The organism is Methylobacterium sp. ap11, assembly GCF_900110515.1.
GTDB classification, from domain to species: domain Bacteria; phylum Pseudomonadota; class Alphaproteobacteria; order Rhizobiales; family Beijerinckiaceae; genus Methylobacterium; species Methylobacterium ajmalii.
The window spans coordinates 47959-62150 of the sequence record NZ_FOEB01000032.1; the positions used below are offsets into that span (position 1 = coordinate 47959).

Annotated in this window: 14 protein-coding genes; 6 read left to right on the forward strand and 8 right to left on the reverse strand. The window is 70.6% G+C overall.

Features of this window, described 5'->3' with window-relative positions; all coding sequences use genetic code 11:
- Positions 1 to 78 precede the first annotated feature (78 nt).
- Positions 79 to 2781, forward strand: a complete 2703-nt coding sequence (locus BMX97_RS29185; RefSeq protein ID WP_091754664.1) for an MGH1-like glycoside hydrolase domain-containing protein — start codon at positions 79 to 81, stop codon at positions 2779 to 2781.
- A gap of 24 nt (positions 2782 to 2805) precedes the next feature.
- Here BMX97_RS29185 and BMX97_RS29190 read toward each other — a convergent pair whose 3' ends face one another.
- The 3 genes from BMX97_RS29190 to BMX97_RS29200 form a co-directional block, all read right to left on the reverse strand.
- A complete protein-coding gene (locus BMX97_RS29190) occupies positions 2806 to 3039 on the reverse strand; it encodes a hypothetical protein (protein WP_091754674.1) in 234 nt (77 codons plus the stop codon).
- 119 nt (positions 3040 to 3158) lie between these two features.
- Positions 3159 to 3713, reverse strand: a complete 555-nt coding sequence (speG, locus tag BMX97_RS29195) for a spermidine N1-acetyltransferase (RefSeq protein WP_048435413.1) — start codon at positions 3711 to 3713, stop codon at positions 3159 to 3161.
- 36 nt (positions 3714 to 3749) lie between these two features.
- Entirely contained in the window at positions 3750 to 4061 is a 312-nt protein-coding gene (locus BMX97_RS29200; protein ID WP_091754665.1) for a hypothetical protein, read from the reverse strand.
- Between the two features lie 327 nt (positions 4062 to 4388).
- On the opposite strand from BMX97_RS29200, the gene BMX97_RS29205 reads away from it, so the two are divergent.
- Positions 4389 to 5522, forward strand: coding sequence for a L,D-transpeptidase family protein (locus tag BMX97_RS29205; protein WP_244538704.1), 1134 nt, complete (start codon positions 4389 to 4391; stop codon positions 5520 to 5522).
- A 434-nt stretch (positions 5523 to 5956) separates the two neighbouring features.
- On the opposite strand, the gene aroQ is transcribed toward BMX97_RS29205, so the two are convergent.
- The 5 genes from aroQ to BMX97_RS29230 form a co-directional block, all read right to left on the reverse strand.
- Positions 5957 to 6403: a type II 3-dehydroquinate dehydratase gene (gene aroQ, locus BMX97_RS29210; protein ID WP_091754666.1), complete on the reverse strand. Its 447-nt coding sequence runs from the start codon at positions 6401 to 6403 to the stop codon at positions 5957 to 5959.
- A gap of 18 nt (positions 6404 to 6421) precedes the next feature.
- Entirely contained in the window at positions 6422 to 7255 is an 834-nt protein-coding gene (locus BMX97_RS29215; protein WP_091754667.1) for a shikimate dehydrogenase family protein, read from the reverse strand.
- A gap of 58 nt (positions 7256 to 7313) precedes the next feature.
- Positions 7314 to 8678 (reverse strand): MFS transporter, encoded by a 1365-nt coding sequence (locus BMX97_RS29220; protein WP_091754668.1) that lies wholly within the window; start codon positions 8676 to 8678, stop codon positions 7314 to 7316.
- A 159-nt stretch (positions 8679 to 8837) separates the two neighbouring features.
- On the reverse strand, positions 8838 to 9647 hold the full coding sequence (locus tag BMX97_RS29225; RefSeq protein WP_091754669.1) for a sugar phosphate isomerase/epimerase family protein: 810 nt from the start codon (positions 9645 to 9647) through the stop codon (positions 8838 to 8840).
- 54 nt (positions 9648 to 9701) lie between these two features.
- The gene (locus tag BMX97_RS29230) at positions 9702 to 10394 is read right to left on the reverse strand and encodes a GntR family transcriptional regulator (protein WP_060849218.1); all 693 of its coding nucleotides are present in this window, start codon (positions 10392 to 10394) and stop codon (positions 9702 to 9704) included.
- A 499-nt stretch (positions 10395 to 10893) separates the two neighbouring features.
- Between BMX97_RS29230 and BMX97_RS29235 the strand changes: the two genes are divergently transcribed.
- From BMX97_RS29235 to BMX97_RS29250, 4 genes are all read left to right on the forward strand, one after another.
- A complete protein-coding gene (locus BMX97_RS29235) occupies positions 10894 to 11787 on the forward strand; it encodes a dioxygenase family protein (RefSeq protein ID WP_091754670.1) in 894 nt (297 codons plus the stop codon).
- Between the two features lie 316 nt (positions 11788 to 12103).
- Entirely contained in the window at positions 12104 to 12886 is a 783-nt protein-coding gene (gene hpaH / locus BMX97_RS29240) for a 2-oxo-hept-4-ene-1,7-dioate hydratase (RefSeq protein WP_091754671.1), read from the forward strand.
- Positions 12887 to 12893: 7 nt separating this feature from the next.
- On the forward strand, positions 12894 to 13655 hold the full coding sequence (gene hpaI, locus BMX97_RS29245; protein ID WP_091754672.1) for a 4-hydroxy-2-oxoheptanedioate aldolase: 762 nt from the start codon (positions 12894 to 12896) through the stop codon (positions 13653 to 13655).
- 38 nt (positions 13656 to 13693) lie between these two features.
- Positions 13694 to 14192, forward strand: a 499-nt coding sequence (locus tag BMX97_RS29250; protein WP_143074742.1) for an aldehyde dehydrogenase family protein, incomplete at its 3' end; no start/stop codon positions are given.

Here is a 14192-nt window from a genome sequence, read left to right on the forward strand (position 1 = left end):
TCCAAGTCTTTGTTTTGTCGCATTTTCTGCAACGAACCGGCTTCCACTTCGTCGGAAAATGCTCGAGAGAAAGCCGCGATGCCCGATCCCGCTCCCCACCTCGCCGACACCGAGGAAGGCCGCCGGCTCGCCGCCGTCGAGGCCGAGGGCTGGCACCTGTGGGGGCCGTACCTGAGCGAGCGGCAATGGGGCACGGTGCGGGAGGATTACAGCGAAGGCGGCTCCGCCTGGGATTACCTGCCCCACGATCACGCCCGCTCCCGCGCCTATCGCTGGGGCGAGGACGGCATCGCGGGCTTCAGCGACGACCGCCAGCTCTGGTGCCTGTCGCTCGCCCTGTGGAACGGCCGCGACCCGATCCTGAAGGAGCGGATGTTCGGGCTCACCAACGACGAGGGCAACCACGGCGAGGACGTCAAGGAGCTGTGGTGGTACCTCGACGGGACGCCGACGCATTCGTACATGCGGATGCTCTACAAGTATCCGCACGCCCCCTACCCCTATGCCGACCTCGTCGCCGAGAACGCCCGGCGTAAGGGGAAGAACCTCCCCGAATACGAGATCGCCGATACCGGCGTGTTCGAGGGCGGGCGCTACCACGACGTGACGGTGGACTACGCCAAGGCCGCGCCCGACGACGTGCTGATGCGGGTGACCCTCGTCAATCGCGGGCCGGAAGCGGCCGACCTCCACGTCCTGCCGCAGCTTCTGGCCCGCAACACCTGGTCGTGGGGCCGTGAATCCTGGGAGGCCGAGCAGCCCCGGCCGCTGCTGCGCCTAACCGACACCGGCGCCGTCGCGGCGACGCGCGGGCGCGCCCCGGCCCTGCGCTTCGCGGCCCTCCAGCCGGCCGAGTTCCTGTTCTGCGAGAACGAGACCAACACCGGCCGGCTATTCGGCACCCCCGGCCCGGCCCACCCGAAGGACGCGATCAACGACCGGGTGGTCTCGGGCCGGCACGAGGCGGTGAATCCGCTCGCCGAGGGCACCAAATGCGCCGCCTGGACGAGGATCGCCGTGCCGGCCGGCGGCACCGTGGTCTTGCGCTTCCGCCTGGGCCCGGCGGCGAGCCCCGACGACCGCGACCCGGCCGCCTTCGACGCCGTGATGGCGCGCCGCCTGTCCGAGGCCGACGCCTTCTACGGCGCGCTCCAGCGCGACATCGCCGACCCGGATGCCCGCCTCGTCCAGCGCCAGGCGCTCGCCGGCATGCTGTGGTCGAAGCAGTTCTACCACTTCGATGTCCGGCGCTGGCTTGACGGCGACCCGGCCCAGCCGGCGCCGCCGGAGGCCCGCCGCCACGGCCGCGACGGCGAGTGGACGCATCTCAACAACGCCGACATCGTCTCGATGCCGGACAAGTGGGAATATCCCTGGTACGCGGCCTGGGACCTCGCTTTCCACTGCGTGACCTTCGCGCTGATCGACCCGGCCTTCGCCAAGGGCCAGCTGATCCTGCTCACCCGCGAATGGTACATGCACCCCAACGGGCAGTTGCCGGCCTACGAATGGGCCTTCGGCGACGTGAACCCGCCGGTCCATGCCTGGGCGGCGCTCCGCGTCTACCGCATGGACCAGGCGATGACGGGAAAACCCGACCGGGCCTTCCTGGAGCGGGTGTTTCACAAGCTGATGCTGAACTTCACCTGGTGGGTGAACCGCAAGGATGCCGGCGACCGCAACGTCTTCCAGGGCGGCTTCCTCGGGCTCGACAACATCGGCCTCTTCGACCGCTCCGCCAAGCTCCCCACCGGCGGCACCCTCGACCAGGCCGACGGCACCGCCTGGATGGCGATGTACAGCCTCAACCTGATGCGCATCGCGCTGGAACTCGCGCTCGAGAATCCGGTCTACGAGGACATCGCCACCAAGTTCTTCGAGCATTTCCTCACCATCGCCGAGGCGATGACGCATGTCGGCGGTGACGGTGCCGGTCTGTGGGACGAGACCGACGCGTTCTACTACGACGTCCTGAGCCTGCCCGGCGGCCGCCAGGTGCCGCTGCGGGTGCGATCCCTCGTTGGCCTGATCCCGCTCTGCGCCGTCGAGGTGCTGGACGAGGGCGTGTCCGAGCGCTTCCCGGCCTTCGCGCGGCGCGCCCGCTGGCTGCTCGCCCACCGCCCCGACCTCGCCGCCCAGGTCTCGCGCTGGGAGGAGCCGGGCCGCGGCAACCGGGTGTTGCTCTCGCTGCTGCGCCGCCACCGCATGAAGGCGCTCTTGCGCCGGATGCTCGACGAGGCCGAGTTCCTCTCCCCCCACGGCGTGCGCTCGGTCTCGAAGGCGCACGCCGCCGCCCCCTTCCGCTTCCCCTGGGACGGGCAGACCTTCGCGGTCGATTACGAGCCGGCGGAATCGACCACCGCCGTGTTCGGCGGCAACTCGAACTGGCGCGGGCCGATCTGGCTGCCGATCAATTTTTTGCTGGTCGAAGCGCTGACCGAGTTCGGCCGCTTCTACGGTCCCGATTTCACGATCGAGTGCCCGGCGGGCTCGGGCCGCTACCTCACCCTGCCGCAGGTGGCCGACGAGCTGTCGGCCCGCCTCACCCGCCTGGTCCTGCGCGGCCCCGACGGCCGCCGCCCGGTCCTCGGCGACAGCCCGCTGTTCCAGGACGACCCGTACTTTCGCGACCACGTCCCGTTCCACGAATATTTCCACGGCGACACCGGCGCGGGCCTGGGCGCGGCGCACCAGACCGGATGGACGGGGCTGATCGCGCTGCTGCTCCAGCCGCGCCGGGAGGTCGCGGGCGGGCCGGTGCCGGCGCCGCCCGAGGGGTGACGGCGGCGTCCCCCGCTTGGGGCCTCAGCCCCGCCCCGCGCCCTCATCCCACACGCTCCAGCGAAACACCTCGGTGCCGGCGCCGTCGACGATGCGCACCGCCTCGGCGGCGGGGCCGGAGCGCTGGGGCACCCGGGCGCGGCGGAAGAGCCGCAAAGCCCGCTCGCGGGCGCCGTCGAGGCCGGTGGTGCGGACCGAGGCGCGCTGCACCGGCGCGTCCTCGGGGCCGACGATCTCGATGTGGTAGGTCTCGCGCAGCAAGGCTCTGGGGGCTCCCGGTCGGCCCCCTCCATACGGGAGCCGGGCCGGTCGGCGCCAGAGGCCCGGTGCCGCATTCCACCCCCGCGCGGCGCGGGGGGACTTCGGTCCATCGGGGATCAGGTCTTCAGCACCGGCTCGTTGACGTCGCCGCCGCCGCGCCGGGCGAGGTAGGCCGGCTGGAACATGCACATCCGCACCGCGTCGCGGTACTTGCCGTTCACGAAGAACTCGTCGCGCAGGGTGCCCTCGGTCTCGAAGCCGCAGGCCTCGTAGATGCCGATGGCGCGCCGGTTGTCCTTGTCGACGTGCAGGTAGAGCTTGTGGATGTTGAGCACCTTGAAGGCGTAGTCCATGGCGATCTGCGTCGCCCGCAGGGCGTAGCCGCGGCCCTGGAACGACGGGTGGATCGCGATCTGGAACTCGCAGGAGCGGTGCAGGTGGTTGATCTCGACGAGCTCGACCAGCCCGGCGCGCTCGTTCTCCGGCGTCGCGATGATGAAACGACGCTCGGTCTGGTTGTGGATGTTGCGCTCGTAGAGCTGCGCCAGCTCGGCGAAGGACTCGTAGGCCTCCTCGAACCAGTAGCGCATGATGCTGTCGTTGTTGTTGAGCTGGTGCACGAAGAGAAGGTCCTCGCGTTCCAGCGGTCGCAGCTTGATGGTCGGGGCCATGGTCGTTCGGAATCTGCCGGCGGGAAGGCTGCGACCCTACTCCTCCGGCGGCGCGCCGTCACCCGCCGACAGCGCGGCGACCGCCTCGGCGAGGCGGTCCCAGCCCTCCGCGAGCTGCGTCACCTCGGCGGCGAGCCGGGCGAGGATCGCCGCCGTCTCGGCCTCCTCCGGGCCCGCCTCCGGCCCGGCGCGGATCGGGTCCCGGCGCAGGCCGGCAAGATGGTTGCGCAGCTGGCCCCGCAGGGCGGCGAGGCGTCGCCGTCCGGCCTCCCCGGCCAGCGGCGCGTCCGCCGCCTCGCCCCGCGCGTCGTCCACCAGCTGCAGCCAGCGCGGTTCGGCCCGGGGCATGGCGGCCTCCCTCTGTCCGGCGTCCCTGGCGGGACGGGCGTCCTGCGGCAGGACGAAACGCCGGATGCTGCCCGCCGGGCCGCGAACGGGGGCTTAACGAAATCCTGCGAATGCGAGGGATGCCCGGCCGGCCGGCTCGACGGCGCGAAAACCGCCACATTGCCGTGCCAGGCACGGGGCCGGGCGAGGAGGAAGCGGCGGATGGACGTGCGGGGAAGGACGATCCTGTGCCTGGCTGTCCTCCCGGGCCTCATCCTGGCGGGCGGCCGGCCCGCCGAGGCGGCGCCCAAGCACCTCGCCCCGGTGCCCCCGGCCACCCTCGGCCTGATGGCGGCGCGCAACACCGCGCCCTCGGCGCCGGTGCTGCTGCGGGCCTACAAGCAGGAATCCGAGATCGAGGTGTGGAAGCGGGCGGCGGACGGCCGCTACGTCCACCTCAAGACCTTTCCGATCTGCCGCTGGTCGGGCCAGCTCGGCCCCAAGACCCGCACCGGCGACCGCCAGTCGCCCGAGGGGTTCTACACCGTCGCGGCCCGCCAGCTGAACCCGAACTCGGCCTACTACCTCTCCTTCGACATCGGCTATCCCAACGCCTACGACCGGGCGCATGGCGGCACCGGCTCGGCCCTGATGGTGCACGGCACCTGCTCGTCGGCGGGCTGCTTTGCCATGACCGACCGGCAGGTCGGCGAGATCTACGCCCTGGTGCGCGACGCGCTGGCCGGCGGGCAGACGGGGTTCCAGTTCCAGGCCTTCCCGTTCCGGATGACCGCGCGGGCCATGGCGCGCCACCGCACCGACCGGCACATCGCCTTCTGGCGCCAGCTCAAGGAGGGGTCGGACCGGTTCGAGGCGACGGGCCGCGAGCCGCTGGTGACCGTCGAGGGCGGGCGCTACGTCTTTACCCCCTACCCCGACCCGGCGGTCGAGGCTCTGGCGGCGACGCGGCGCAGCGAGGAGGAGAGCCGCATCCAGGCCCTGGTCGAGGGCGGGATCGAGGCGGTGCGCACCACCTATGCCGATGGCGGCCAGCATCCGAGCTTCACCGCGCTGATCAAGCGCGCGGCGGCCACCGGCGCGGCGGCCTCGATGACGAATGCGGCGGCGACCACCGCCACCGTGACGACCGCCACCGCCTACGCGCCGGACCCGAGCCCGGCAGCGAGCCCGTTCGCCGCCTTCATCGTGCCGGCCGGCCTCGGCGAGGTCAGCCGGCCCGAGGCCCTGGCGCTCGCCGGGCGCGAGGTTGTGGTGATCCCGGCGCGCCGACGCCCGCCCGCCCCGATCCACCCGATCCGGGTCGCGGCGGCCTTCGTGCCGCTGCCGGTGATCGAGACCGAGCCGTCCCCGTTCTCGCGCCTGCGCCTGGCGGAGGAGCCCTCCCGCCTGACCCTCGCGGCCGCGCCCGAGCCGGCCAGGCCCCGGTTCCTGACGGCGCGGTTCGCGGCGCGGCCCTACTAAGTGCACCTCACAAAACTCCCGCCGCGATGTCGCTGCGACAGCAAGCCGAGTCGGTGATCGGGAGTTCTGTGAGAGACGTTAAGCGGATTTCGCCGAAGTGGATGCCGGTTCTTCGACGAAAATGCGGCAAAATCAAAATCCTAGAGAGCTTCGCGATCGCAGCGCTACGGTACACGACACGGGCGTGAGGCTTTTGGGCATTAAGGCTTTCCCACTCGCAACCTCATCCTGAGGTGCGAACGCAGTGAGCCTCGAAGGAGGGCTCCAGAAATCGCAGCGATTTCTGGAGCCCTCCTTCGAGGTCAGTCGATCTTCGATCGCGTGCGATCTCTGATCGCCAACACCTCAGGATGAGGTTGCGAGTGGGAGAGACAATCATCGCGGGTTCACGTCACTGTCGTGTGCCGTGTTGCAACGCGATCGTGACGCGCGGCTCAGGCCTTCGCGTCGATGAGCTGGGCGAGGCGGCGCAGCGCCAGCCCGTAGCCCTGCGTGCCCAGGCCCGCGATCACCCCGTCGGCGCGCAGCGAGACGTAGGAATGGTGACGGAAGGCCTCGCGCTTGTGCACGTTCGAGATGTGCACCTCGATCACCGGCGGATCGAAGGTGTTGAGCGCGTCGAGGATCGCCACCGAGGTGTGGGTGAAGGCCGCCGGGTTGATGACGATCCCGCCGGCGGTCTCGCGCGCCTCGTGGATCCAGTCGATGATCTCGTATTCGCGGTTCGACTGGTGGAAGCGGATCTCCAGGCCCAGTTCGCCGGCGAGCGTCCGGCAGGAGGCCTCGACGTCGGCGAGCGTCTCGCTGCCGTAGATGTGCGGCTGGCGCTTGCCGAGCAGGTTCAGGTTCGGGCCGTTCAGCACATAGACGAGGCGGCGCATGGGAGTTCTCCGGGACGCTCAGTAGGACAGGCGGGCGACCGCCCGCAATTCCTCGGCGGTGGTGGTGCCGAAGCCGAAGAATTCGAGATAGGCGGGGATCTGCTCGAACAGCATGTCGGTGCCGACCTGGATCGGGCAGCCCTTCTCCAGGGCGGCGCGCAGGAACGGCGTGTGCTCCTGCTTCATCACCACCTCGCCCACGAAGGTGCCGGGCGCGATGCGGGCGACGTCCATCGGCAGGGGATCGCCGTCCTTCATGCCGAGCGGCGTGGCGTTGACCACGACGTCGTAGCCGGCCGGGTCGTTGCTGCCGGCGGAGACCGCGAGCGTGGGGTAATGCGCGCGCAGGCGCCCGGCCAGCGCTTCGGCGACGGCCGGATCGTGGTCGCAGACCCCGATCCCCGCGATGCCGGCCGCCGCGAGCGAAGCGGCGATGGCCGAGCCGACCCCGCCGCTGCCGACGACCAGGACCCGGGCGCCGGCGAGGTCGCGGCCCTTGCGCTGGACCCCGCGCACGAAGCCGGCACCGTCGAACATGTCGCCGACGAGCGTCCCGTCCGGGCGCCGCAGCACCGCGTTGCACGAGCCGGCGATCGTCGCGGTGGTGCTGATTTCGTCGAGGAGCCCGAGGGTGGTGATCTTGTGCGGCATGGTCACGAGGGCGCCGCGGATGTTGGTGAGCCGGAACAGCGACCGGAAGACCTCCGGGTAATCCTCGGCCTTGACGCCCATCGGCATCACCACGGCGTCGATGCCGCGGGATTCGAACCACGGATTGTAGATCATCGGCGCCTTGAACGACTCGGTCGGGTAGCCGAGATGGGCGATCAGCGTCGTGGTGCCTCGGATCATGGTGGTACCTCCTCGTGATGCGGGGAGGGGCGGCCGGGAGGCCGCCCCCCGACTGGCGCTACGCGGTCCGGGTGCGGCCGGCGGCGGGGGCGGACACCCGCTTGCCCAGCGCGTGCATCGGCGTCCGATAGGTCTCGCGCGCGGTCACGATCGACACCGCCGCGATGGCGCAGGTGATCATGACGAAGATCGCGACGGGAACCCAGCCGTCCTGGCCCTGGCCCTGGAGCGCCGCCGCGATGCTCGGCGCGAAGCCGCCGATGGCGAAGCCGATCTGGGTGCTGATCGCCATCCCGGACAGGCGGATGCGGGTCTCGAACATCTCGGCGTACAGGCACGGCCAGATCCCGTTCGCCGCGCTGTAGACGACGCCCGAGAGCAGCAGCCCGAGGACGTAGACGAGCGTGATGTCGGCGCGGCTGATCGCCCACAGGTAGGGGTAGATCAGCACGGCGCAGCCGACCGCGCCGAAGATGAAGACCGGGCGGCGGCCGATACGGTCGGCCAGCATGGCCCAGAGGGGAATCGCCGCCAGCGCGATCACGTTGGCGAGGATCAGGAGCGTCAGCATCGTCGGCCGCGGGATCTTCACCACGTTGACCGCGTAGGACAGGGTGTAGACCGCGAAGATGGTGCTCACCACCGAGATGATCGCGGCGAAGATCACCCGCAGCACGTCCGGCCACTGGTTGCGGAACAGCGCCAGCACGGGGGCGGAGGCCTCGTGGTGCCGGTCCTTCTCCTCCTCGAAGGCGGGCGTCTCCGGCAGGGTGCGGCGGACCCAGAACCCGACCGCCACCACGATCAGGCTGAGGAAGAACGGGATGCGCCAGCCCCAGGCCAGCATCTGCTCCTCGGGCATCGCCGAGACCGGCAGGAAGGCGAGCGTCGCCAGGATCAGCCCGGCCTGGGTGCCGCTCAGGGTGAAGCTGGTGAAGAAGGCGCGGCGGTGGGGCGGCGCGTGCTCCAGCGTCATCGAGCTGGCGCCGGCCTGCTCGCCGGCGGCCGAGATGCCTTGCAGCAGGCGGGCGATGACGAGCAGGATCGGCGCCAGGATGCCGGCCTGGCCGTAGGTCGGCAGGCAGCCGATCATGAAGGTCGAGAAGCCCATCAGCAGCAGCGTGAAGGTGAGCACCTTCTTGCGGCCGAAGCGGTCGCCGATATGCCCGAGCACCACCGCGCCGAGCGGCCGGGTGATGTAGGCGACGCCGAAGGTCGCGAACGAGGCGATCGCCGCGGCCTGCGGGTTCTCAGCCGAGAAGAAGAGTTTCGGGAAGATCAGCGCCGCGGCGGTGCCGTAGATGAAGAAGTCGTAGTACTCGACCGCGCTGCCGATCCAGCTCGCGAGCGCAGCCTTCTTCGGTTCGTGCACGCCGGACGGTTCGAGCCCGGCCGGTTTCGACGGATCGATTCGTGTCGTCATGGTGGTTCCCCCCTTGCCATCGAGGCGCACGGATCCTCTGCCTGGATCGGAGCCAGGCACCGGCGCGTCGTTCCCTTGTTTTCTTGAGACCGGCGGGGCGTTTCGCGCTCCAGCCGGGTCCGTTGCCGCGTCGGGCCCGGTGCCGGCCCTGTGCCGCGTTCAGCCGGCGAGGAGCCGCCGGGCCGCCGCCAGGTTCGCCCGCAGGTGCGCCTCGGGCGAGGTGCTCCCGGTGATCGGCACCTCGATCGACAGGGAGGTCGTGGGCGGCAGGGCCGCGACCAGCGCGCCCAGGGGCAGCGCCCCCTCCCCCGGGGCCAGGCGCCCGGCCCGGGCCTCCTGGATGATCGCGTCCGTCGATGGCGGCGTCTCGGCCGGCGCATCGCAGAGCTGCGCGTGGCGGATCAGGCCGGGCGGCACGGCGCGCACGTCGTCGGGCGATCCGCCGGTCCGGGCGAGGTGGAGCGCATCGACGAGGACGCCGCCGTTCGGCCGGCCGGCGGCCTCGACCACCCGGACCGCGTCGGGCAGGCTGGCGACCCGGCGCCAGGCCATGCATTCGAGGTCGACCCCCATGCCGAACCCGGCCGCGAGGTCGCAGAGTTCGGCGAAGCGCGCGACGAGGCGCGGGCGGTCGGGATCGTCGCCGCACACGCTCAGGCGCCGGGCGCCGAGCCCTGCGGCGGATTCGAGGATGCCGGCGAGCGAGGCCGGGACGAAATCCTCGCCGATCGTGACGAACTCGATGTCGTGGACGCGCATCCCCTCGTCGGCGAGCGCCCGGCGCATCTCCCGGAAGGCGTCGCTGCCCGGCGGCAATTCGTAGAACGGCGCGCCCGGAAAGGCGGGGTAGAGCCGCAGGCCCACGGCCGCGCAGCCGGTCCGGGCCGCCAGGCGGACGAGCGCGACGGGCGACACCCCGATGCAGGTGAAGTGGGCGAGGCCGAGCGGCCAGTCGGACGAGGCGTGCATGGGTGTCGCTCGAAGGGTGTCGCTCGAAGGAGGCGATCGGGAGGGCGCGGGCGCCTAGGGGGCCAGCGTGTCGGACAGGCGCCGCTGAAGGTTGGTGCCCGTCCGGTGGATGTGCTCGCGCAGGCGGGCGCAGGCGAAATCGGCGTCGCGGGCGACCGCACCCTGCGCGATCTCGCCGTGCTCCTGGGCGACGTTGCGGTCGCCGCCCGGCGTGCGGCGCAGGAAGGAGCGCCGGTAGCGGTCGTTCAGGCTCAGGAGCACGCTGCAGAAGTTCAGCAGCAGCGGCATGCGGCAGCCGGCGATCAGCGTGAGGTGGAACTCGCGGTGATACGCCTCCCACTGCTCCAGCGTGTCGGGCTGGTCGGCGTCGCGCGCGATCCGGTTCATGCGGTGGAGGGCGCGCATCACGTCGCCCTCCCAGTCCACGGTGCCGATCGCGATCGCCTGGCGCAGGGCCAGGACCTCGAACTCCTCGCGCAGCCGGGTGATCTCTTCCAGGTTCGACAGCGAGACCGGCGCGACGCGGTAGCCGCGATTGTCCTCGAACACCACGAGCCCGTCGGCGATCAGCCGGGCCAGGGCCTCGCGCAGCGGGCTCAGCGACACCCCGAAGCTGCCGCGGGCGCGCTCCAGGTTGATCTTGCTGCCGGCCTCGAGCTGGCCGGAGACGATCGCCTCTCGCAGCCGGTCGACGAGCTGGCTCGCCATCGTGTTCTTGCCGTCGTCGACCAGGGCGGAGCCCGGCATGGTCGGCACGGGGTGGGCCGATGCGGGCTTGTCCGACGAAGGCTTGGCCGATCCGGCGGCGGGCCGCATCCCGTCCCGGTCGCCCGCAGCGCGTCGGCTCCTCGCCTCGGTCACACCGTATCTCCCCCGGAGCCCGATTCGGCCCTTCGTCGACGATCGTTACGAAAAACGATTATTTCTGTCAAACCCGACGATGCCGTTCGGACTGGGGAACGCCGTCGCGTCGCCGGACACGGTGTCTCCTCTTCCGGAGCAGAGCGTGGTCGAGGTTGGCGGATCGAGAGCTAATACGTTTTATTGCAATGATTTAACGGGAATGCCCGCCGCTCCGGAATGCCCATGCCCGCCGGCTGGGCTCCCGCGTCCATTCGCGGTCGACCCCTTCCATGCACGCGACATGACACGCATGGGGCGCTGCGAGCGTTCTCGAAACAATCGCTTCTTGACGAATAATCGATGATATGAGACCAGACCGCGCAGTCGAGAGGGAGGCAGAGCCATGCGCATCGAGCGCCAGCAGGACGTGACGCCGGCCGTTCTGGAGGTCATGGCGCGGACGCGCGACCCGCGCCTGCGCGAGATCATGACCTCGCTCATCACCCACCTGCACGGCTTCGTGCGCGACGTGCGCCTCACCGAGGCCGAGTTCCGCGACGCCACCGCGATCCTCAACGAGATCGGCGCCCTCGCCTCCGACACCCACAACGAGTTCGTGCTGATGGCCGGCTCGCTCGGCGTGTCGTCCCTCGTCTGCCTCCTCAACAACGGCGACCACGGCAACACCGAGACCTCGCAGTCGCTGCTCGGGCCGTTCTGGCGCCTCAACGCGCCGCGGGTCGCGAATGGCGGCACCATCGTGCGCTCCGACACGCCGGGCGACCCGCTCCTCGTCAACGCCCGCGTGGTCGACGGCGAGGGGCGTCCGATCGCGGGAGCGGAGGTCGACGTCTGGCACGCCTCGCCGGTCGGGCTCTACGAGAACCAGGATCCCGAGCAGGCCGAGATGAACCTGCGCGGCAAGTTCACCACCGACGAGGACGGCCGGTGCTGGTTCCGCTCGGTGATGATGATCGGCTACCCCATCCCCACCGACGGGGTGGTCGGGCGGCTGCTCGCCGCGCAGGACCGCCACCCGATGCGCCCGGCCCACCTGCACGCCCTGATCTTCAAGCCGGGCTTCAAGGTGCTGATCTCGCAGGTCTACGACGCCAACGACCCGCACATCGATTCCGACGTGCAGTTCGGCGTCACCAAGGCGCTGGTCGGCGACTTCGTGCGGCACGATCATGCGCATCCGGACGCGGCCGACGTCGCGGCGCCCTGGTACGCCCTCGACTACACCTACGTCATGGAGCCCGGCGAGGCCGTGCTGCCGCGCCCCCCGATCAAGTAAGCGTCTCTCACAAAACTCCCGATCATCGCCTCGGCTTGCCGTGGCGGCGACATCGCGGCGGGAGTTTCGTGAGGTGCACTAGAGCGCTTCACGATCGCGGTGCAATCGCGAAGCTCTCTAGGTCTTTGATTTCGCCGCATTTTCCACGACGAACCGGCATCCACTTCGTCGGAAAATGCTCTAGAGCGCTTCACGATCGCGGTGCAATCGCGAAGCTCTCTAAGCTTTAGGTTTTGCCGCATTTTTTATCGACGAACCGGTGTCCACTTCGTCGGAAAATACTCTAAGCCCCAAGACACTCCTGGAGCGAACAGCTGTGCTGAGCGACGACGATCACCGCAAGGCCGCCGAGGCCATCCTCAAGGCCGAGCGCGAGCGGGTGCCCTGCCCGCAGCTCTCCAAGACCTTTCCCGGCATGGAGATCGCGGATGCCTACCGCGTGCAGGACCTCTGGGCCGAGGCCCGCATCGCCGCGGGCGCGCGGCTCGCCGGCCACAAGATCGGCCTGACCTCGCGCGCCATGCAGATGGCCTCGAAGATGACCGAGCCGGATTACGGCCGCATCCTCGACGACGCGCTGTTCAACGACGGCGCGCAGATCCGCACCGACCTGTTCATCAAGCCGCGGCTCGAGGTCGAGCTCGCCTTCGTCATGGGCGAGGACCTGTCGGGGCCGGGCTGCCGGATCTACGACGTGATGCGGGCGACCGAGTTCGTGGTCCCGGCCCTCGAGATCATCGACTACCGCACCGAGGTGCCGCGGGCGATCGTCGACACCATCGCCGACAACGCCGCCTTCGGCGCCATCGTGGTCGGCGGGCGCACGATCCGGCCCTTCGACGTCGACGTGCGCTGGATCGGCGCGACCCTGTCGCAGAACGGCATCATCGAGGAATCCGGCGTCTCGGCCGCCATCATGGGCCACCCGGCCGCCGGCGTCGCCTGGCTCGTCAACAAGCTGGCGGCGGTCGATGCGGGCCTGAAGAAAGGCCAGATCGTGCTCGGCGGCTCGTTCACCCGCCCCGTCGACATCAAGCGCGGCGACGTGATCCAGGCCGATTACGGCCCGCTCGGCGCCATCGGCGTCTCCTTCGTCTGAGGCGGCCGTGATCGAGAACCGCTTCAAGCGCGCCTTGCGCGAGGGCCGGCAGCAGATCGGCCTGTGGTGCAGCCTGCCGGGCTCCTACGCGGCGGAAGCCGTGGCGGGGTCGGGCTACGACTGGCTGCTCTTCGACACCGAGCACTCGCCGGGCGATCCGCTCACCGTGCTGGCGCAGCTCCAGGCGGTGGCGCCCTACCCCGTCTCGGCGGTGGTGCGGCCGGCCGCCAACGACGCGGTGCTGATCAAGCGCTTCCTCGATCTCGGGGCGCAGACCCTGCTGATCCCCTACGTCCAGGACGAGCACGAGGCGCGCGCCGCGGTCGCGGCGACGCGCTATCCGCCCGAGGGCGTGCGCGGCGTCTCGGGCCTCACCCGCGCCACCCGGTTCGGGCGGGTCCCGGGCTACGCCAAGCGGGCCACCGAGGAGCTCTGCCTCCTGGTGCAGGTCGAGACCGCCGAGGCCCTCGACCGGATCGAGGCGATCTGCGCGGTGGACGGCGTCGACGGCGTCTTCATCGGTCCGGCGGACCTCGCGGCGAGCCTCGGCCATGTCGGCGAGCCCGGCCACCCGGCCGTGGTCGCGGCGGTGGAGGATGCGGTGCGCCGCATCCTGGCGGCGGGCAAGCCCGCCGGCATCCTCACCCCCGACACCGCCTTCGCGAAAACCTGCATCGAGATCGGCACCACCTTTACCGCCGTGGCCATCGATGTCGGCGTGCTCGCCCGCGGCACCGAGGCTCTGGCGCGCCAGTTCAAGGCGGGCTGACGCCCGTCATCCCTTCCCTTCACACCATAGGACCACCCATGCCGACCGAGATCGCTCATTTCGTCGACGGCGCCCGCACGCCCGGCCGCTCGGGCCGCACCGCGCCGGTCTTCAACCCGGCCACCGGCGAGCAGTCGGGCACCGTCGCCCTGGCTGGCACCGACGAGGTCGGGGCCGCCGTGGCGGCCGCCCGCGCCGCCTTCCCGGCCTGGGCCGCCACCCCGCCGCTGCGCCGCGCCCGCATCCTCAACAAGTTCCTGCGCATCCTCGAGGATCGCATCGACGAACTCGCCGCCGTCATCACCGCCGAGCACGGCAAGGTCCTCTCCGACGCCAAGGGCGAGATCCAGCGCGGCATGGAGGTGGTCGAGTTCGCCACCGGCGCCCCCCAGCTCCTCAAGGGCGAGATCACCGAGAACGTCGGCACCCGCGTCGACAGCAGCGCGATCCGCCAGCCCCTCGGGGTGGTCGCCGGCATCACGCCGTTCAACTTCCCCGCCATGGTGCCGATGTGGATGTTCCCCGTCGCGCTCGCCT